At 39.9% G+C, this 20,013-nt stretch carries 25 protein-coding genes; 18 read left to right on the top strand and 7 right to left on the bottom strand.

What is annotated here, in order from left to right; genetic code table 11:
• The first annotated feature begins 1 nt into the window (after position 1).
• The 3 genes from G585_RS0107550 (at position 2) to G585_RS0107540 (ending at position 1,698) form a co-directional block, all read left to right on the top strand.
• Positions 2 to 439, top strand: a complete 438-nt coding sequence (locus G585_RS0107550; protein WP_022774094.1) for a hypothetical protein — start codon at positions 2 to 4, stop codon at positions 437 to 439.
• Position 440: 1 nt separating this feature from the next.
• A complete protein-coding gene (locus G585_RS0107545; RefSeq protein ID WP_022774093.1) occupies positions 441 to 983 on the top strand; it encodes a GNAT family N-acetyltransferase in 543 nt (180 codons plus the stop codon).
• Between the two features lie 196 nt (positions 984 to 1,179).
• Entirely contained in the window at positions 1,180 to 1,698 is a 519-nt protein-coding gene (locus tag G585_RS0107540) for a CarD family transcriptional regulator (RefSeq protein ID WP_022774091.1), read from the top strand.
• Between the two features lie 46 nt (positions 1,699 to 1,744).
• Here the strand turns inward: G585_RS0107540 and G585_RS0107535 are convergent, their stop codons facing one another.
• Complete coding sequence (locus G585_RS0107535) at positions 1,745 to 3,001, bottom strand: hypothetical protein (protein WP_022774090.1); 1,257 nt, start codon at positions 2,999 to 3,001, stop codon at positions 1,745 to 1,747.
• Between the two features lie 141 nt (positions 3,002 to 3,142).
• Between G585_RS0107535 and G585_RS0107530 the strand changes: the two genes are divergently transcribed.
• The 12 genes from G585_RS0107530 to prfA all read left to right on the top strand — a co-directional run bounded on the left by G585_RS0107530 (position 3,143) and on the right by prfA (position 12,616).
• A complete protein-coding gene (locus G585_RS0107530; protein ID WP_022774089.1) occupies positions 3,143 to 4,384 on the top strand; it encodes a serine-tRNA(Ala) deacylase AlaX in 1,242 nt (413 codons plus the stop codon).
• A 7-nt stretch (positions 4,385 to 4,391) separates the two neighbouring features.
• Positions 4,392 to 5,108 (top strand): AzlC family ABC transporter permease, encoded by a 717-nt coding sequence (locus tag G585_RS0107525; RefSeq protein WP_022774087.1) that lies wholly within the window; start codon positions 4,392 to 4,394, stop codon positions 5,106 to 5,108.
• Complete coding sequence (locus tag G585_RS0107520; protein WP_022774086.1) at positions 5,101 to 5,406, top strand: AzlD domain-containing protein; 306 nt, start codon at positions 5,101 to 5,103, stop codon at positions 5,404 to 5,406. Before G585_RS0107525 ends, G585_RS0107520 begins: the two co-directional genes overlap by 8 nt.
• A gap of 43 nt (positions 5,407 to 5,449) precedes the next feature.
• Positions 5,450 to 5,992, top strand: coding sequence for a 2-C-methyl-D-erythritol 2,4-cyclodiphosphate synthase (ispF, locus tag G585_RS0107515; protein ID WP_022774085.1), 543 nt, complete (start codon positions 5,450 to 5,452; stop codon positions 5,990 to 5,992).
• Between the two features lie 21 nt (positions 5,993 to 6,013).
• Positions 6,014 to 7,441 (top strand): cysteine--tRNA ligase, encoded by a 1,428-nt coding sequence (gene cysS / locus G585_RS0107510; RefSeq protein WP_022774084.1) that lies wholly within the window; start codon positions 6,014 to 6,016, stop codon positions 7,439 to 7,441.
• Complete coding sequence (locus tag G585_RS0107505; RefSeq protein WP_022774082.1) at positions 7,426 to 7,866, top strand: Mini-ribonuclease 3; 441 nt, start codon at positions 7,426 to 7,428, stop codon at positions 7,864 to 7,866. The genes cysS and G585_RS0107505 overlap by 16 nt, the downstream gene beginning before the upstream one ends.
• A gap of 11 nt (positions 7,867 to 7,877) precedes the next feature.
• A complete protein-coding gene (gene rlmB, locus G585_RS0107500; RefSeq protein WP_022774081.1) occupies positions 7,878 to 8,627 on the top strand; it encodes a 23S rRNA (guanosine(2251)-2'-O)-methyltransferase RlmB in 750 nt (249 codons plus the stop codon).
• Entirely contained in the window at positions 8,628 to 9,242 is a 615-nt protein-coding gene (sigH, locus tag G585_RS0107495) for an RNA polymerase sporulation sigma factor SigH (protein WP_022774080.1), read from the top strand.
• A gap of 89 nt (positions 9,243 to 9,331) precedes the next feature.
• Complete coding sequence (gene rpmE, locus G585_RS0107490; protein ID WP_022774079.1) at positions 9,332 to 9,538, top strand: 50S ribosomal protein L31; 207 nt, start codon at positions 9,332 to 9,334, stop codon at positions 9,536 to 9,538.
• A 93-nt stretch (positions 9,539 to 9,631) separates the two neighbouring features.
• Complete coding sequence (locus G585_RS17540; protein ID WP_022774077.1) at positions 9,632 to 10,639, top strand: DUF1385 domain-containing protein; 1,008 nt, start codon at positions 9,632 to 9,634, stop codon at positions 10,637 to 10,639.
• 22 nt (positions 10,640 to 10,661) lie between these two features.
• Positions 10,662 to 11,504 carry a peptide chain release factor N(5)-glutamine methyltransferase gene (gene prmC / locus G585_RS0107480; RefSeq protein WP_026663844.1) on the top strand — a complete coding sequence of 281 codons (843 nt, stop codon included), beginning with the start codon at positions 10,662 to 10,664 and terminating at the stop codon, positions 11,502 to 11,504.
• 47 nt (positions 11,505 to 11,551) lie between these two features.
• On the top strand, positions 11,552 to 12,616 hold the full coding sequence (prfA, locus tag G585_RS0107475) for a peptide chain release factor 1 (protein ID WP_022774076.1): 1,065 nt from the start codon (positions 11,552 to 11,554) through the stop codon (positions 12,614 to 12,616).
• Positions 12,617 to 12,804: 188 nt separating this feature from the next.
• Here the strand turns inward: prfA and G585_RS17535 are convergent, their stop codons facing one another.
• The 6 genes from G585_RS17535 to G585_RS0107445 all read right to left on the bottom strand — a co-directional run bounded on the left by G585_RS17535 (position 12,805) and on the right by G585_RS0107445 (position 17,061).
• Entirely contained in the window at positions 12,805 to 13,164 is a 360-nt protein-coding gene (locus tag G585_RS17535; RefSeq protein ID WP_022774075.1) for an Hpt domain-containing protein, read from the bottom strand.
• 142 nt (positions 13,165 to 13,306) lie between these two features.
• A complete protein-coding gene (locus G585_RS0107465) occupies positions 13,307 to 13,804 on the bottom strand; it encodes a DUF5721 family protein (protein WP_022774073.1) in 498 nt (165 codons plus the stop codon).
• Positions 13,805 to 13,839: 35 nt separating this feature from the next.
• Positions 13,840 to 14,676, bottom strand: a complete 837-nt coding sequence (locus tag G585_RS0107460; RefSeq protein WP_022774072.1) for a DegV family protein — start codon at positions 14,674 to 14,676, stop codon at positions 13,840 to 13,842.
• A 99-nt stretch (positions 14,677 to 14,775) separates the two neighbouring features.
• A complete protein-coding gene (locus tag G585_RS0107455; protein WP_022774071.1) occupies positions 14,776 to 15,513 on the bottom strand; it encodes a response regulator in 738 nt (245 codons plus the stop codon).
• Between the two features lie 28 nt (positions 15,514 to 15,541).
• A complete protein-coding gene (locus G585_RS0107450; protein WP_022774070.1) occupies positions 15,542 to 15,835 on the bottom strand; it encodes a DUF1294 domain-containing protein in 294 nt (97 codons plus the stop codon).
• A complete protein-coding gene (locus G585_RS0107445; protein WP_022774068.1) occupies positions 15,832 to 17,061 on the bottom strand; it encodes an argininosuccinate synthase in 1,230 nt (409 codons plus the stop codon). Before G585_RS0107445 ends, G585_RS0107450 begins: the two co-directional genes overlap by 4 nt.
• 196 nt (positions 17,062 to 17,257) lie before the next feature.
• Between G585_RS0107445 and argC the strand changes: the two genes are divergently transcribed.
• From argC to argJ, 3 genes are read left to right on the top strand one after another with little or no spacing between them, the layout of a single operon-like run.
• Positions 17,258 to 18,310 (top strand): N-acetyl-gamma-glutamyl-phosphate reductase, encoded by a 1,053-nt coding sequence (gene argC / locus G585_RS0107440; protein ID WP_022774067.1) that lies wholly within the window; start codon positions 17,258 to 17,260, stop codon positions 18,308 to 18,310.
• Positions 18,311 to 18,337: 27 nt separating this feature from the next.
• Positions 18,338 to 18,781: a GNAT family N-acetyltransferase gene (locus G585_RS0107435; protein ID WP_022774066.1), complete on the top strand. Its 444-nt coding sequence runs from the start codon at positions 18,338 to 18,340 to the stop codon at positions 18,779 to 18,781.
• Between the two features lie 8 nt (positions 18,782 to 18,789).
• Positions 18,790 to 20,013, top strand: coding sequence for a bifunctional ornithine acetyltransferase/N-acetylglutamate synthase (gene argJ, locus G585_RS0107430; protein ID WP_022774064.1), 1,224 nt, complete (start codon positions 18,790 to 18,792; stop codon positions 20,011 to 20,013).

Raw genomic sequence — 20,013 nt, 5'->3', positions numbered from 1 at the left:
TATGAACGAGGCGTTATATGATGCGGTTTTTTGTTATGGTGAGAACAGGATAGATCCTTTTGAATACACTAATGTTGATTTTCACAGGATCATTTCTGACATGCGTCTTGTGGGCTATGAAATCTCAGCCCTGAATATTGTTCATCAGATCATGCTGGAACAGCTTGATAATCTTCTTAAGATAAAATCCAATATTATCGAAGCTACAATGGATATGGAAAATAAGGATGATTACTGCAAAGAAAAGTATGGTCTTTCTTTTAAGGATATAGATGCGCTTGATCCTCAGCATGATATTGAGTGGGATATAAAGAGTGGAAAAGTTATCTTTTTCCTTTCTCATGATGCACAGTATAAGGAGGAAGCTTATTTTATCCTGTTCAAGAAAGCGTTTGATGTGTTCATTGAAAAAACCGGTTTCAGTTACATGAGTCAGTAAAATGGGAATAATACTTGAGACAAACAGGCTGATACTTAGAGGCTGGCAGGATAGTGACGCTGCCAGCCTTTTTAGGCTTGCAAGTGACGAGAGAATAGGCCTTTCTGCCGGTTGGCTGCCCCATGAAAGTGTGGGCTATAGCAGGGCAGTGATAAGGACTATTTTTAATAAAAAAGAAGTGTATGCCATTTGCCTTAAAGGTGGCAACGATGAACCTGTTGGAAGCATAGGTCTTACGCTTACGGGAAGTAAGGAGAGACCTCTTTTGGAAGGAGATGCTGAGCTTGGATACTGGGTCGGTGTCCCTTTCTGGGGAAGAGGAATAGCTCCGGAAGCGGCAAAAGAGATAATAAGACATGGTTTTGAAGATATAAAACTAAGACGCATTTTTTGCTGCTATTTTGATGGAAATGAACAGTCAAAAAGAGTTCAGGAAAAGTGCGGATTTGTGCCCTATACAATAAACGATAAAACGTACATTCCGATGCTCAAGGAAACTAGAAAAGAGTACGTGAATGTGATGTGCGCAGCTGAGCGCATGTAGCATAGATACTGAGAATCGCACATAAAAAAGACACAAAATTATCAAAAATTTTAAACGATTAACTATTACAAAATTTGTAATAATATGTTATAATTTAGTCACGTTCGAAAAGTGCCAAAGGCACTTTAAAAAAGTCCATAGATGAAAGCGCTTTCAGACAATACAGCAGGTTGTTTTTTTCAGAAGGAGGAACAATATGTTAAATGTAGGAGAGTGCGTTATTTACGGTAGTCATGGTTTATGTAAGGTTCGAGAGATTCTCGTACCGTCGTTTCTTGAGAGGGGAAATGAAAAAGAATATTACATGATGATTTCTGCTGTAGATGCGGGCAGTGTCCTTTATGTTCCGGTTGACGGAGCTGAGGATAAGGTTCGAGATGTTATGAGCGCTGATGAAGCTATGGGACTTATAGATGATATCGAGGATACACCGGAGATTGAACTACTTGAAGGAAAAAAGGCTGAACCGGCCATCACCAGTGTCATCAAGCGTAACGTTGTGGAAGAGATGATGAGCCTTGTAAAGACACTTCACAAGATCAAGGCGATGCGTGAGGCAGAGGGCAAGAAATTCGCTGCCCTTAACGAAAAGTACCTTAATATCGCTGAGAAACTTCTTTTTACAGAAATGGCTTTTGCACTGGAGACAGAAAAGGATGTCGTAAAGAGCCGCGTAATCGAGGAACTATCACATTTACCACTAGAGACTGCATAAAGCAGTCTCTTTTTTCGTACATAAATGCTTTGCGCTTAGGGGAATTTTACTGCTTAAAAAGATCGCTTATATCTAAGTACTCTGTCGAGAAGTCGTATGAAGGGTTCTCTTTACAAGATACTGAAAGTGTGAAGAAAACTTTTTTGCCGGTCAGATCTTCGATAGTATTATCGTCTGAATGGATAAGGCGTGATACATACAGGTAATTGGATGGCAGGTAGTCTTTGTAGAGTCCGTAAGAGGATGTGATTTCTCCATCAATATTAAGATCTACTTTTTCCAAATATAATCCGCTTTCGCTTTTGTTCTTGATGTACAGATAGAAGCCGTCTTTGTCATCTTCCTTGGTATAGGCGTAGATATCTGCCTGCTCATTTGAGTAGACGAGAGTCGAAGCATTTATTTCTTCGTCTGTAGGATTGCTGAGTCTTTTTGCGTCTGCTGTGGTGCTTATGGTAACCGGCTGCGACATGATCTTTCTGTAATTATAGTCCTCAGATCTTACAGCGATATCATTAAATACCATTTCTGTTATGAGGCTGTCTGTAATATAGTACATATCCTCATATATCTGGGTGGTGCTTTTTTTCTTAAAAGAATCATACATATAAATGTAATCGTTTGATGTGGCGATGCCATTTATGGAATTACAGGAAAGGCTGAGCTTTATAGCCTTATCCAAAGTGTTTTCTACTAAAAGTCCTACTTTAACAATTTCAGATCCATCCTCTGTATAGTAAAAGCCATTAACTGTTACCTTAACTTTTCCATCATCATAGATAATTCCGTCGCCGCAGGCCGCATAGTCAGCAGGAACAAATTCATAATAGGGTTTGTCATTCAGTTCTTCATTTTTGCGATAGCGGGAATGGGTGTCTGCTATAGTTATGGCGACACCAAGTATAATTATGCCTGCAAGTGCTCCTGCCAGTAAAAATATCGTCTTTTTAATCTTTTTCAGAACTTTTTTACTTTCTATATCAGCTTTTTTTTCTCTTTGGGAAATAACTTTTGCAGTACTTTTTTCGATAAACTGTTCACTGACATTAAATCTTGCAGACCATTCATCGTCTTTATCATAGGGCGCGCCGCAGTGAGGGCAGACCTTATTCTTTCGTGTGTCTACAGCACAGCCACAGTAGTCGCAGGATATTACAGGCTCTTTATATTTTATTTTTTTAGCCTGTTCCTGGGCAGCTTTTCTGACCTCTTCTTCGCTGAATGCGTTGGCCTTAAGCTTGTTATATTTGACTATAAGTACAATGATGTATATAAGAATTCCAAAGAATATTAACCCCAACATTATTATCACCTTTCAAAACACATTTTTGGAAAAACAATGATTATTGTATACGTCTTTATTTGTATGTTCAAGATAAAACTGGCAGGGCTACAGCAGCCATTTCTCTTTATTTCTACACTTTAATGTGCTAAAATTGGGGCTATGGAAAAAATAGTGGAAATTTATTATGAAAGTGCATATATAAAGGAGTTTGATGCAGTTGTCATCTCCTGTAAGGAGAGAAAAGATGGGAAATACGATGTTATCCTTGACAGAACAGCTTTTTTCCCTGAGCAGGGTGGACAGAGCTCTGATGTGGGCACAATAGTTGATGAAAATGGAGTAGAGCACAAGGTGACCCACGTATCCATAAAAAATGAGCCTCTTGCAGATTCCTGCAAAAACCTGGAGGGAGCTGCAAAAGAATCCGTAGCTGTGATAAGGCATGTGGCAGATACACCGTTAGCTGAAGGTGAAAATGTCCATGGCGTTATTGATTGGACTCACAGATTTTCCAATATGCAGCAGCATACGGGAGAGCATATTTTTTCAGGAATCGTGTCATCAGAATATGGTTATGACAATGTGGGATTTCATCTAAGCGACACTGAAGTTACCATGGATTACAATGGTCTTCTTACTCTTGATAATATCAGAGACATAGAATTAAAGGTAAACAGGGCAATCTGGGAGAATGTTCCTGTTATATGCGAGTTTCCGGATGAACAGACTCTTAAGTCATTAAATTATAGGAGTAAAAAAGAACTATCAGGTGATGTCAGAATTGTTACAGTGGAAGGTTATGATGTATGTGCCTGTTGTGCGCCTCACGTTGAGTGCACCGGCCAGATCGGGATTTTGAAAGTTACCGGCCTTCAGAATTACAAGGGCGGTGTCAGAGTCAATATTTTGTGTGGAAATCGTGCGTTTGAGTATGTAACAAGCCAGCAGCAGATCGTGGACGAGCTCTCAAGGCGGTTTACGACGTCTTTTGATAACATAATTCCTTCTGTAAAAAAACTTTTATCTGAAAATGCAGATCTTAAAGGGGAGCTTTCGGCTACAAAGGAAAAACTTATTGAGTATGAGCTTAAAGAGATTCCTTCTGATAAAGAGAATGTCATTTTGGTAAAAGATGAAACAACAGATGGGAATTCCATGAGAAAGATTGTCAACTTGCTTTCGCAGAGCCATGATGGATTCTGCGGAGTTTTTGCAGGATCTGATGAGAAGGGGTATAAGTTTGTCTTTTCATCCGGCCAAAAGAAAAAAGATTTAAATGAAGTGATAAAAGTCCTAAGAGAAGACTTCGGGGCAAAGGGCGGAGGAAATGCCCAGATGATCCAGGGAAGTATATCGGGAACAGGAATTTCAGATGTTTTAGAAAAAATAGAGGAGTTGTAATGAAAAAATGAGTGCTGGAACAATAAAGGATTTCAGGGATGGATGCAGGGATGCTATTCCAATCTGTCTTGGTTATATTGCAGTTTCTTTTGCCTTTGGAATAGAGAGTTCCAAAATTGGAATGTCTGTTCTTGAGGCAGTTATGACATCACTTTTGAATGTCACAAGCGCAGGGCAGTTTTCAGCCCTTGATGTTATCGCCAGAAATGGCAGTTACATCGAGCTTATCATGCTTCAGATTGTTATCAATCTGCGTTACAGCCTTATGTCTACAGCTCTTTCCCAAAAACTTGATACCCATATTGGCACGCTCCATAGAATGGGAATATCCTATGGAGTAACTGATGAGATATTTGGCGTCAGCATATTGAAACAGGGGACGCTTTATCCTATGTATTCCTACGGCCTTATTGTCACTTCTGTTTTTGGATGGGTGCTTGGAACTGGGCTTGGTGCTACAGCAGGAGCAATAATGCCTGCCAGAATAATCAGTTGTCTTGGACTTGCCATATATGGCATGTTTGTTGCGATCATCATTCCGGATACCAGGACCAGCAAGGCTGTTATGTATGTTGTAATATCAGCGATGACACTAAGTACAGTATTTACATATGCCCCTTTGGTAAAAGAAATTTCATCAGGCTTTAGAATAATAATCGTAACTGTTGTTGTTGCCGCTTTAGCTGCAATCATCGCGCCGGTAAAGGAGGAAAGCCATGAATAATGTTTTTTCCTATATCATAGTTATGGCGCTTGTGACATATCTTATAAGAGCGCTGCCTTTGACTCTTATAAGAAAAGAGATAAAGAGTAACTTTGTTAAGTCTTTTTTACACTACGTGCCCTATGCAACACTTGCAGCTATGACTTTTCCTGCAATACTTCATGCCACAGACTATGTGTTATCGTCGGTAATAGGCTTTGCAGTAGCACTTGTACTGGCTCTTAATAAAAAGAGCCTTCTTACAGTTGCAGGTGCAGCCTGCGCTGTTGCATTTATAGTGGAAATATTTCTTCATTGAGATTATTATATAGTTCATAGATAGAAAGAATGAGGTAATAAACATGCGAGTTGGAATGGGATATGACGTCCATCGCCTGGTTGAAGATAGAGATCTGATCATCGGTGGAGTAAAGATTCCTTATGTTAAAGGGCTTCTTGGTCATTCAGATGCGGATGTACTTTTACATGCAATCATGGATGCACTTCTTGGAGCGGCAGCTCTTGGAGATATCGGCAAGCACTTCCCTGACACAGACCCCAAATACAAGGGAGCTGATTCATTATTTCTTTTAAAGACAGTCGGAGAAATGCTTTCGGAAAAGTGCTTTATGATTGAGAACATTGATGCTACAATCATAGCTCAGGCTCCCAAAATGAGACCACATATAGATACTATGAGAGAAAATATTGCAAATGCGCTTGGAATTGATGTCTCTCAGGTCAATGTCAAAGCTACAACAGAGGAAGGACTGGGATTTACCGGAAACGGTGAAGGAATATCCTCTCAGGCAGTCTGTATGATCAGTAGCTTTTTTGAAAAAGGAGCTACTGTATATGATAGTGAGGCAAAGTGTGCAGGTTGCGCCGGATGCCCTAAAAATTGAGAGAATAATTGGAGAGAGAAAATGGCACATTCATTTACTTTTTATAATACTTTATCAAGAAAAGTCGAAGATTTCATACCAAGAGAGGAAGGCAAGGTGTCAATGTATACCTGCGGACCTACTGTATATCATTACGCTCATATTGGTAATATCAGAACATACATCATGCAGGACGTGCTCATAAAAGCACTTGAATATGCAGGCTATGATGTAAAAAGGGTCATGAACATCACAGATGTAGGACACCTTTCTTCGGATGCTGATACAGGCGAAGACAAGATGCTTGCAGGAGCAAAAAGAGAGCACAAGACAGTAATGGAAATTGCAAAGTACTATACAGATGCTTTCTTTAAAGATTTTGACGCTGTCGGCAACAAGCGTCCTGATGTTGTGGAACCTGCAACAAACTGCATTCCCGAGTTTATTCATATGGTTGAAGTTCTCCTTGAGAAGGGCTTTGCATATGTAGCAGGTGGAAACGTATACTTTGATACCAGCAAGTTAAATGACTATTATGTATTCTCTTCAGATATTGAGAAAGAGCAGCTTCAGGTCGGCGTTCGTGATGATGTAGAAGAGGACGTTAATAAGAAGAACAAAACTGACTTTGTTCTCTGGTTTACAAAATCAAAGTTTGAAGATCAGGCTCTTAAATGGGAGAGTCCATGGGGCGTTGGATATCCTGGATGGCATATTGAGTGCTCATGCATTTCCATGAAGCACCTTGGAGAATATATTGACATTCACTGCGGCGGTGTGGATAATATCTTCCCACACCACACAAATGAAATTGCCCAGTCAGAAAGCTATCTTGGCCATGAGTGGTGCAAGTACTGGTTCCATAGCAATCACTTGAATGACAGAGCAGGTAAGATGAGTAAGTCAAAGGGTGCAGTGCTCACTGTTTCCGTATTAAAAGAAAAAGGTTATGATCCTTTGGTTTACAGATTCTTCTGCCTCCAGTCACATTACCGTAAGCCTTTAGAGTTCTCTTTTGATGTACTTGATAGTACAGCTGTTGCTTTTGACAAGCTGGTTAAGAGAATTGCTGAGCTTAAGGAAGATGGAGCAGTTGACGAAAGCGTACTTAAGAAGTTTGAGGACAGCTTTGCAGATGCGATCTGCGGAGACCTTAATACTTCAATGGCTATAACAGTTCTTTATGACGCATTGAAGGCTGACACCAACGATGCTACCAAGCTTGCTATCATAAAGAGCTTTGATAAAGTTCTTTCTCTTGATCTTATTGGTCATGCTAAAAATGTGAAGGAATCAGCTACAAGCGTTGATCCTGAGCTTGAGGCCTATGTTCTTGATGCCATCGAGCGCCGTAGCCAGGCTAAAAAAGAAAAGAATTTTGAACTTGCAGATGCTATCAGAAATGAACTGCTTGAAAAGGGTGTTGAGATCAAAGATACCAGGGAAGGTGTTAAATGGCAGCTTCGTTAAATGATTATTTTAATGAACAATTTGGAATAAAAGAGCAGGATATAAGAACTTTTTCTCCTCTGACACTGGCCTATATAGGAGATGCTATTTTTGATGTGATAGTGCGTTCTATACTGGTCAATAAGGGCAATACAGCTGTAAATAAGCTTCATTCCAGAGCAAGCTCCATAGTTAAGGCGGGAACTCAGTCACTTATTGTAAGGGCTATAATGGATGATCTTACAGAAGAGGAAAAAGAAATCTATAGAAGAGGACGCAATTCCAAACCACATACCAAGGCCAAAAATGCGTCAACTATAGAGTATCTTGATGCCACAGGCTTTGAAGCTGTGATGGGATTTCTTTATCTCAAAGGAGATATGGACAGAGCCTGCGAAATTGTTAGATTGGCGATTGAAAAAGCTGATCTTGATATCTTGAAATAAAGAGGAAAAATATGGAAGAAAATTTAGAGAGCAGAATCGTTGAGGGCCGAAACGCCGTTCTTGAGGCTTTTAGATCCGGTAAAGTAATAGACAGACTGTTTGTACTTGACGGATGCAAGGATGGTCCGGTTCAGAGCATTTTGCGTGAAGCAAAAAAACACAAGGATACAGTTATTTCTTTTGTCAAAAAAGAAAGACTGGATCAGTTGTCAGAAACAGGCAAACATCAGGGTGTGATCGCTTACGCGGCAGCCTATGAGTATGCTGAAGTTGATGATATTTTAGATGCAGCCAAAAAGAAGGGTGAAGATCCTTTTATCATCATTTTGGACAATATTGAGGATCCACACAATCTTGGAGCTATTATAAGAACTGCTAACCTTTCCGGAGCACATGGAGTTATCATCCCAAAGCACAGAGCAGCATCACTTACAGCAACTGTTGCAAAGGCTTCTGCAGGTGCTATCAATTACACACCTGTTGCCAAGGTTACTAATATAGCCCAGACCATTGAAGAGCTTAAAGATAAGGGACTTTGGTTTGTGTGCGCAGATATGGGCGGTACAACCATGTACGACCTTAATCTTAAGGGACCTATCGGACTTGTGATAGGTAATGAAGGCAGCGGCGTATCAAGACTTGTAAGGGAAAAATGCGATATGATCGCATCTATTCCTATGAAGGGCGATATTGATTCCCTTAATGCTTCAGTTGCAACCGGAGTACTTGCTTTTGAGATAGTGAGACAGAGACTTAAGTAAATGAAGAATTATAAAGACTACACTGATGAGCAGTTAGTACTGAAAATTCATGATGACAACGAATCTGATGCCATAGACTATGTCATGAACAAATATAAAAACCTTGTCAGAAAAAAAGCCGGATCAATGTATATTCTCGGCGCTGACAGGGATGATCTTATTCAGGAGGGAATGATAGGTCTTTTTAAGGCAATCAGGGACTATGATATTGGGAGAGATGCCAGTTTTATGACCTTTGCCGATCTGTGCATATCAAGACAGATGTACTCGGCAATTGCATCCTCTGCCAGAAAAAAGCATGCACCGCTTAATTCCTATATTTCCATCTATACCAGCAGGGAAGATGATGAAAGCAGTGCGACGGCTATAGAAAGTATTATGGAGTCTGATTCAAGCTCAATCCCTGAGCAGCTCATAATAGAGCAGGAAAATATCAAAGCGCTTGAAGATGTTATCGATAAAGAGTTAAGTAATCTTGAACGACAGATACTTGATCTGTACATAACCGGAATGAGTATAAGGCAGATTTCTGCTGTGCTTGGCAGGGATCTTAAGTCTACAGACAACGCAATGCAGCGCATTAGAAAGAAATTAAAAAAATACTTGCGAAAGTAACTTTATTATGTTATATTGATATAGCTGTGCAAGCAGCGGTAACTATAGTTAATTATGAAGATTTTTTGTATATAGAGAGGTGAGAAGAGATGAGACAGGACATTCAGCCAGAATTCCATCAGGCAACTGTTACTTGCAACTGCGGTAACACATTTACAGTTGGATCAACAAAGAGTGAGATTCACGTAGAAATCTGCTCAAAGTGCCATCCATTCTATACTGGTCAGCAGAAGGCTACAACTGCTCGTGGACGTATTGATAAGTTCAACAAGAAATACGGCATGAACAATCAGTAATTCATAAAAGTGTAGAGTTAAGAGGTTGAGGCTTTTGGCCTCAACCTCTTTTTTCCGTAATAAGCATTATCATGGCTTAAGCGCGAGGTGAGTATGAAGAAAAGAAAAGTTAAACACTATTCAGGTATTGGCGGACAGGCTGTTCTTGAAGGTGTAATGATGAGAAATAAAGATATGTATGCTGTTGCGGTCAGAAAGCCCGACGGTGATATAGCTGTTGAGGTGGATGAGTTCCATGGCATTGCATATGGCAGTAAGCTCTTAAACATCCCATTTGTCAGAGGTGTGTTTGTTTTTATTGACTCTCTTATTTTGGGCCTTAAATCTTTGAATTATTCTTCTACATTTTATGAAGAGGAAAAAGAAAAACCATCAAAGCTTGATGAGGGTATTGATCAGGTGTCAGGAGGCCATGAGGATACATTTCTTATGATCCTTACAACGGCTTTATCTTTTATTTTTGCCATAGGTCTTTTCATGATCCTCCCATATGCACTTTCGGAAGTTATCAGTAAGTACATCAGAAATACCTCTCTCGTCGCTATTATAGAGGGTGTACTCAGGATCCTTATCTTTATCCTGTATATTCTTTTGATCTCTCAGATGAAAGATATTAAGCGCTTATTTATGTATCATGGCGCTGAGCATAAATGCATCAATTGCATTGAAAAGGGGAGACCTCTTACAGTTAAAAATGTAAGAAAAAGCTCAAGACTTCACAGAAGATGTGGCAGCAGCTTTATATTATTTGTAATGCTCGTAAGCATTATTCTGTTTTTCTTTATAAGAGTTGATTCTTATTTATGGAGAATTGTAGTAAGGATTCTTCTTATTCCTGTGATTTCAGGAATATCCTATGAGCTTATAAGATTGGCAGGAAGATATAATTTCTTCCTTGTAAGAATGATCTCAGCTCCAGGACTTTGGCTTCAGAAACTGACAACTAAGGAACCTGACGATAGCATGATTGAAGTTGCAATAAAGTCTGTTGAGGCAGTGTTTGATTGGAAGGCTTATCTTAAAGATTCTTTTGGATATGAGATAGATGACAGTTGGCTCAATGATGAAGAGGAAACTGAGGATCTGGAATCTGCTAACTGATATTCTTATTTGGTGATACTTTATGAATTATAAAGAGGCTTTTGAAAACGGAATAAATGAACTTTCCAGAGTCGGAATTCCAGACGCAGGTCTGGATGCACGGCTCCTTTTGGAATATATATGTAGTACTGATCACAGCACCTTATACGCCCATCCTGATAAGGAACTTACCGAGGAAGAAGAGAAAGGTTACAAGGCTCTTATAGCAAGGAGAGTAAGCCGAGAACCTGTAGCTTATATTCTTGGAAATCAGGATTTTATGGGGCTTACTTTCATAGTTAATGAAAATGTCCTTATTCCGGAACAGGATACAGAAACTCTTGTAGAAGAAGCCTTGAGGTTCTGTGAGGACGGCATGAGGATCCTTGATCTGTGCACAGGTTCAGGATGCATAGCTTTAAGTATACTTCATTTTACCAATGATACTAAAGCGGTATGTACAGATATTTCAGATAAGGCTTTAGAGGTTGCCGCCGAAAATAGTGAGAAGTTAGGCCTTGGGGAAAGAGCTGAATTCGTTCATGCAGATCTTTTTCCTAAAAAAGATGGAAGCAAATATGATCTTGTAGTATCCAATCCTCCTTATATAGCAAGTAGTGTAATTGAGACTCTCGCACCTGAAGTTAAGGATTACGAGCCAAGGCTTGCACTTGATGGTGATGAGGATGGGCTGTCTTTTTACAGAAGAATTATAAATGAAGTTCCGGAGTATCTTTATTCTAACGGATATCTTATCATGGAAATAGGATATGATCAGGGACAGGTTGTAAAAGAGCTGCTCGAGCAGGATGAGAGATATCACGACATAGATGTAATAAAGGACTATTCAGGTAATGACAGGGTGGTAAGGGCGTGCTTTTATTAGCTGTGTATTTCTTTTTACCATGAGACTTTGTAGGAATAGAGGAAGCTATGTTTGATAAGATAGAAGATATATTAAGGCGATATGAAGATATAACAATGGAACTTAATGATCCTTATGTTGTATCTGATCAGAATAAATTCAGGAACCTGATGAAGGAGCAAAAGAGCCTTGAGGCTTTGGTTGGGTGTTATCAGGAGTACAAAAAGTGTAAACAGACAATAGATGACAGTTTGCAGCTTTTGGATGAGGAGTCAGATCCTGATATGAAGGAAATGCTTCGTGAAGAGCTTTCAGAAGCCAAGGACAGGATACCGGAGCTTGAGAACCAGCTCAAGATACTTCTTTTGCCTAAGGACCCTAATGATGAAAAGAACGTTATTGTTGAGATACGTGCAGGTGTAGGCGGAGAAGAGGCAGCTCTTTTTGCTGCAGATATGTACAGGCTCTATACAAGGTATGCTGAGAGGCAGAACTGGCGTGTTGAGACTATGAGTGTCGAGGACACAGGCATAGGCGGCATCAAGGATGTCAGCTTTATGATAAAGGGTGCCGGGGCATACTCAAGACTTAAATTTGAGGGTGGAGTTCACAGAGTTCAGAGAATTCCTGCAACAGAATCAGGTGGAAGAATACATACTTCAGCTATCACGGTAGCGATAATGCCGGAGGTTGAGGATGTTGAAGTTGAGATCGACATGAACGACTGCAAATTTGATGTGTTCAGAGCGTCAGGTAACGGTGGACAGTGCGTTAATACAACTGACTCTGCAGTAAGACTTACCCACCTTCCTACAGGAATCGTTATTTCCTGCCAGGATGAGAAGAGTCAGCAGCAGAATAAGGCAAAGGCACTTAAGGTTTTAAGAGCCAAGCTTTATGAGCTTGAAGAGCAAAAGAAGCACAACAGTGAAGCAGCACTAAGAAAATCTCAGGTTGGAAGCGGAGACCGTTCTGACAAGATAAGAACATACAATTTCCATCAGGGAAGAGTTACAGATCACAGAATCAATCTTACCCTTTACAAGATTGACCAGATTATGGACGGAGATCTTGATGAGATCATTGATTCACTGATAGCTGCAGATCAGGCGGAAAAGCTTGCAGCTGACTAACCATACTTTCTTGCGAGTGGCATAAAATCCAAAAGTGCCCATACCTTCGGATAGATCTCGGAGTATTCGCAAAGACACAGTAAATATAAAATAATGCGCCCTGTTTTCTTTCATGCTTATTCAGAACAGAAAACAGAGCTATGCCTATACTACAAGCTCGTCTGCGTCCGTTTACAAGAAAGTATGGGTTATACGTTGTATTTGGTGAGGATGGAGATAAGTTCGTCGTATTTGGGCTTTATCTGGTTATATTTCTCCTCGTATCCGTCCATGGAACCGGCTCTTAGGATCTCAGTGAGTTCGCATACGGGGGTTAAAAAACCTTTAAGCCCAAGATTGGCTCCTACACCTTTTAGCGTATGAACAGCCTTAAAAGCTTCTGATATGTTTTCTTCAGCAAGATACTTAGTCAGATCATTCATGCTCTGATCATTCAAAAATTTAAACATAAATTTTGCGATAAGATCTTCGTTGCCCATGAATCGGTCTAATATTTCGTCCCAATCCACGCCCCATTCAATTAGTTCTGCTTTAAATCCAGCGTCCATAGCTCTCCATTCCGTAATAATGGTTTCATGAAACCTGCAGAATACGCGGGTTTCTGAAAAAATATGATCAGGATACCTACGATTTTGAAAATATAAATCAACTATATAAAATAATTGTACACCATTTGACTCAGCCCTTCAATCATAAGAGTTCGTATTCAATATTGTTTTTGCCAAGAAAGCTTGGGATATAGGAATCCCAGGCTTTTTCTATTTCTTTATCAAGAGTAAAAATATTGAAGGCAGTTCCTGTGGTTAGAACCATTTCACCACCTGAGTATTTAATATTAAGTCCAAGGTTTACCTGCTCAGGAAGAATATCACATCCGTTTGCAGCTATCAGTTCTTTTCTGGAAGAATCATCAAGGTAGAAGATGAATTTAAATCCAAGAGGAGTTCTTTTCCCTTTTATAAGATCAAGACAAATGGGGCGAAGTTCCTTCCAGGAGGAAAATTCATTTACAGGAATATCATCGGATTGGGCATTGGATTTATAAAAATCTTTGTGTATCTTCCCATCGATATGGAAAGTGTTGAAAGTTTCTATAGTAGCTTCATTAACAAGAAAAGCATCAAATACTTCACTTGTAAGAAACTTGCCCATAAAATCTTTTTGATGTTGTATCTTTATAGCTATCATTTATTACTGTTTCCTTTGGTTATATGCAGCTGTATTTAGCATGTTACTACGATTCCGCCGTCTCCTGCATATGTTGTGGCTACGCCTGCTGCATCAACAATAAGAGTCTCTTTAAACGGAACCTTTTTAAGAATAAGGTCACGAACTACGCAGGCTCTTTCATAGCAGTTTACATGTGTGATCATTAGTCGCTTTTCTTCGGGATTTTCAATCTCTGAAGCAACTATTTCTGTCATTTTTACAAGAGCTTTTCTAATGCCGATTCCCTGGCTCTTTTGCATTATCTCACCCCTTGCGCCGATGCATACAGGTTTGATATTGAGTGTTGTAGCAACAAGGGCTTTCATTCCGGTTAAACGGCCATTTTTTCTGAGAGTATCTAGAGAGTCCAAAACAAAGTATGTAGCCATCTCATCTCTGTATTTTTCAACTTCAATAACAACTTCGTTAAACGAAAGGCCTGATTCAGCAAGTTCCATGGCCTTAAGTGCTATATTTGCTTCTCCGCAGCATGCAGAAAGTGAATCTATGATGTGGATATTCTTGTTACCTTTTTCTTCGTGAAAAAGATCTTTGCCTAAAAGCGCACTGTTGTAGCTTCCGCTGAGCTTGGATGAGAGGGTTACAACGTAAACATCATCTGCATCGCAGTCATATGCGCTCATATAAAGCTCAGGTGATGGGCAGGCTGTCTTTGCACAGTTTTCAGATGCTGCAACCTTGGCAAGGTAATCTGCCTGGTCAAAGGTATCATCATCAACTATAACGTTACCGTCTATCTCAAGAATAAGAGGTACTACCTCAAACTTGGGATTTTTCCTATATTCAACCGGCAGGTCGCAACAACTGTCTACTACAATTTTATAACTCATAGATCCTCCAAATAATATACATAATGCAAAATGTAGTATCAATTACTACATCATGATGATACCACGTGCACAACTGCCAGTAAACAAACGGATTATAGGTCACTTTTCTTTTGCTATGCGATCACAAATCTCTCGGGCCTGCTTGATCGAGTTTCTGTAGGTCAGGGTGACCTGATAGGTACTATTATTGTCCATAGTAACTCTCATAAAAGCAGTCTTTGATATATGATTTATGTTGATCAGTGTGGTATCGGAAACAGGGCAGATCTGTGGGAAAATCGCGCACTGGTCATAGAAATTATAGATATCATCCATAATGACCTGAATTCGTCCATCAGCAAGGTGGATGCAAAGCTCTGCGCCTTTTTTTATGACGCATATTATGTCATCGCCCTTGGCATAGATTGTCCCGTGCTGTCCTCTAAGTTCCAAAGTCTGAATGGGATCACCCATCCATCTTCTTATTTCGTCCATTGTAGCTGTAAGATCAGCTACTTTTATTGGTTTGTCCAGAAAAAAGATATTTGGTTCATTTATACCTTCATCTGCAATTCTTTTTCTATAGTCAATAGAAGAAGAGCAGAGTACGATTGGGTTAGTAACACCGTCAGCAAGCAGCATCTTTGCCACCTGACAGCCGTCTACATCACTATTCACCATGTCAACAAACAGACCGTGATACATCTGCGGGTGCTGCATAAAAGCGTCAATGTTGCCATAGGAGTCGATATAGATCCTTTCCCCAAGATCCTTAAAAAACCTGTCTGATTGTCTTCCCAGAAGCCTTTCAGTCTGCTTTCTGTCTGCAATGTTGTCGTCACATACTGCTATATGCATTTTTCCTCCCCATTCCCCAAAAAAACAATTAAATGAAATCAATACTGATCGGAGCTATAAATAATAATACACCAACCAATATCTGAAGCAAAAGAATAACAGGCATCCAAATCTTAAAAGACAAGTGCGCTGTCTTGTGCCTGAATAGCTGCATACCTATGATGGCCCCCAAACTTCCACCTATTATTGCAACTGAAAAAAGGGTTGCCTCTGGAATGCGAAAGGCGTTTTTACGCGCCCTTCGCTTGTCTATTCCCATTAAGGCAAACCCAATAATATTCACTAAAATGAAGTAACCTATTAAATAAGTGAGTGAATTCATTTACAGCAGTTCTTTTCGGCTTCCTGCATCTTCATAGCACGTACCTTTGAAGAAAGGCCAAACAGATTTATGAATCCTTCTGCATCATGGTGATCGTAAAGGTCACCTGTCTTGAATGATGCGATGCTCTCGTTGTAGAGAGAGTATGGAGAAGTTGTGCCTGCTTTAATGATGTTGCCCTTGTAAAGCTTAAATGTAACTTCGCCTGTCACATATTTCTGTGTGGACTCGATAAATGCCTGTTCTGCTTCACGAAGAGGAGTAAACCATTTCCCTTCATATACTATATCAGCAAACTTGTTGCCCATATCTTTCTTCATTGTATAGGTATCGCGGTCTAAAATCAACTCCTCAAGCTGCTGGTGCGCTTCGTAAAGAATTGTTCCGCCCGGTGTCTCATATACGCCACGGGACTTCATTCCAACTACGCGGTTCTCAACTATGTCAACGATTCCGATACCGTTTTCGCCTCCAAGCTTGTTGAGTGTACGGATGATGTCTGAAACCTTCATTTCTTTTCCGTTAACAGACTTTGGAACACCTGCTTCAAATGTCATTGTTACAGTTGTTGGTGTGTCAGGAGCCTCTTCAGGAGTTTTGCCGAGTACTAAGAGATGCTTGTAGTTTGGCTCTAGAGAAGGATCTTCGAGCTCAAGACCTTCGTGTGAGATGTGCCAGAGGTTTCTGTCACGGCTGTAGCTTGAATCTGCAGAGAATGGAAGATTGATGCCATGAGCTTTGCAGTATTCAATCTCAGATTCACGTGAATCCATTGTCCACTTATCATTTCTCCAGGCTGCGATAATCTTTATATCAGGAGCAAGAGCCTTGATACCAAGTTCGAAACGGATCTGGTCATTTCCTTTACCTGTTGCTCCGTGGCAGATAGCTACAGCGCCTTCTTTTCTTGCTACCTCAACAAGCTTTTTAGCAATAAGAGGACGAGCCATTGAAGTGCCAAGAAGGTACTTATTCTCATAAACTGCGTGAGCCATTACACATGGAACTATGTACTCATCACAGAATTCATCAACAACATCTAATATATAGAGTTTGCTTGCCCCGCAACTTAAAGCTCTTTCATTCAGGCCATCAAGTTCCTCTTCCTGACCGCAATCTATGCAGACGCATACAACTTCATAATCGAAGTTTTCCTTAAGCCAGGGTATGATAGCAGTAGTGTCCAAACCGCCTGAATATGCAAGAATAACCTTTTCTTTTGCCATTTTTCTCTCCTCGTCTTTCTTTTATGTTTTCACGAATTTGTTTTATCATAATATAAACCCTTTATGCACAAAATGCAACCAAAAATGTATAAATATTTAAAAATAATTAAAAACATGCATAAATATTTATATTTTCTGTTGCATATTTTTTTTATAGGTCGTATACTGAAAAAAGTTTATAGGAGGTTTCAAGAAGATGATAAAAGTAGGAATCATTGGTGCAACCGGATATGCAGGCGCAGAAATTGTGAGATTACTGCAGGGACATCCTGAAGCAGAAGTTGTTTGGTATGGGTCCAGAAGCTACATAGATGAGAAGTACAGTAGTATATATGGAAACCTTTTTAAATTGGTAGATGCAAAATGCATGGACGACAACATGGATAAGCTTTCAGATGAGGTAGATGTTATTTTCACAGCAACTCCTCAGGGACTTTGTGCATCACTGATCAATGAAACTATATTAAATAAGGTGAAGGTAATAGATCTGTCAGCTGATTTCAGGTTAAAAGATGTATCTATATATGAGAAATGGTACAAGATAGAACATAAAGCTCCTGAATATATAAATGAAGCTGTATATGGTCTGTGCGAAATAAATCGAGATAAGATAAAGAATGCAAGGATCATTGCAAATCCGGGATGCTATACGACCTGTTCGATCCTTACAGCATATCCTCTTATTAAAGAAGAACTTATTGATCCTGATTCTCTGATAATTGATGCCTTAAGTGGTGTTTCCGGAGCTGGAAGAGGTGCTAAGGTTGCAAATCTCTACTGTGAAGTCAATGAGAGCTGCAAACCATATGGAGTAGCTACACACAGACATACTCCTGAGATAGAAGAACAGCTGGGCTACGCTGCGGGAAAAGAGCTTGTGTTAAACTTCACACCTCACCTTGTTCCTATGAACAGAGGAATACTTGCAACAGAGTACGCATCTCTTATAAAGAAGGATGGCAAGCTTCCAAGCGCTATGGATATAAGAGCTGCATATGAAAAATATTACAAGAATGAGTATTTTATAAGACTTCTTGAGGATGGCGTTTATCCTGAAACAAGATGGGTAGAATGCAGTAATTTTGTAGATATTGGATTTAAGATCGATGAGCGTACCGGAAGAATAATCATGATGGGTGCCATCGACAACCTTGTAAAGGGTGCTGCGGGACAGGCGGTTCAGAATATGAATATTGCCTTTGGTCTTAAAGAGAGTATGGGACTTGAGATTGTTCCCTGCTTCCCCTAATAAATAAAAAGAAAAGCTGGTGAAACTATGGTTCGTACAATGACGATTGATGATTATGATGAAGTATACGCGCTCTGGATGTCGATACATGGTTTTGGAATCCGTTCAATTGACGATACTAAAGAAGGCGTAGAGATGTTTTTAAAAAGAAATCCCACCACAAGCGCAGTTGATGTGGAGGATGGAAAGATAGTCGGTGCTATTTTATGTGGACATGATGGACGAAGGGCCTGTCTTTATCATGTATGCGTAAGTGAAAAGTACAGAATGCATGGAATCGGCAAAAAAATGGTTGAGTTTTGCTGTGAGCAGCTAAAAAAAGAAAAGATCAATAAGGTCTGCCTGAATGCTTTTGTTACAAATACAGTTGGCAATAAGTTCTGGCAGAAAATGGGATGGACATTAAGAACTGATCTCAATTATTACGATTTTGCTTTAAATGAAGGTAATCTGACTATATTTAATAAATGAGGTGATATATGAAAGAGATAACAGGTGGTATTACAGCAGCAAAAGGATTTAAGGCGGCAAGCTGCGAAGCAGGTATCAAGTATAAAGACAGGACTGATATGGCACTTATATATTCCACAGAGCCCTGTGTGTGCGCAGGAACCTTTACTTCCAATGTGGTAAAGGCTGCATGTGTCCAGTGGGATAAAAAAATAGTTGAATCCGGTAGTACTATGCAGGCAGTTGTGATCAATTCAGGAATTGCCAATGCATGTACAGGGAAAGAGGGATTTGACGCATGCGAGGCGGTGGCAAAGGCAGTTGAAAAGAGCCTTGGAGTTGAATATTTATCAGTTGGCGTCGCATCTACCGGTGTAATTGGAATGCAGCTTCCTGTAGATAAGATGACACTTGGCGTATCTAAGATGAGCGAAAGTCTTGATGACAGTATTGAAGCAGGAACTGCAGCTTCAAAGGCCATAATGACAACTGATACGGTTAACAAAGAGATTGCCGTGACCTTTGATATTGATGGTAAGGAGATCACTCTTGGAGGCATGAGCAAGGGATCAGGAATGATCCATCCCAATATGTGCACCATGCTTGCATTTTTATCTACCGATCTTAAGATTGAGAAATCACTGCTTCAGGAAGCGGTAAAAGACGTAGTAGCAGACTCTTTTAATATGATAACAGTTGATGGTGATACCTCAACCAACGATACTCTCTTGTGTATGGCAAATGGACTTGCAGGAAATGACTGCATCAGCGAGAAAAATGATAATTATAAAAAGTTTAAAGAAGCTCTTTCCTATGTCTGCACATTTCTTGCAAAGAAGATGGCTTCTGATGGTGAGGGAGCAACAAAGCTCTTTGAAGCAAAAGTTGTAAATGCAAAAAGTAAAGCAGACGCAAGAACTCTTTCAAGAGCAATTGTTGGATCAAATCTTTCAAAAGCAGCTATCTACGGCTGTGATGCCAATTTTGGAAGATTTCTTTGTGCCATGGGATATTCAGGCGCTATCTTTGATCAGAACGATGTGGAACTTTTCTTTGAGAGCGCAAATGGCAAGATAGAAGTATTTCATATGGGAACACCACTTGATTTTGATGAAGATAAGGCACTTCAGATCATGAAGGCTGATGCTGTAACAGTACTTGTGGATATGCATGAAGGTAACGAGTCGGCAACAGCATGGGGATGTGATCTCACATATGATTATGTGAAGATCAATGCCGATTACAGGTCATAA

It is taken from the genome of Butyrivibrio sp. AE2015 (genome assembly GCF_000420825.1).
In the GTDB taxonomy this organism is placed as follows: domain Bacteria; phylum Bacillota; class Clostridia; order Lachnospirales; family Lachnospiraceae; genus Butyrivibrio.
This window is presented reverse-complemented; position numbering and strand designations above follow the sequence as displayed.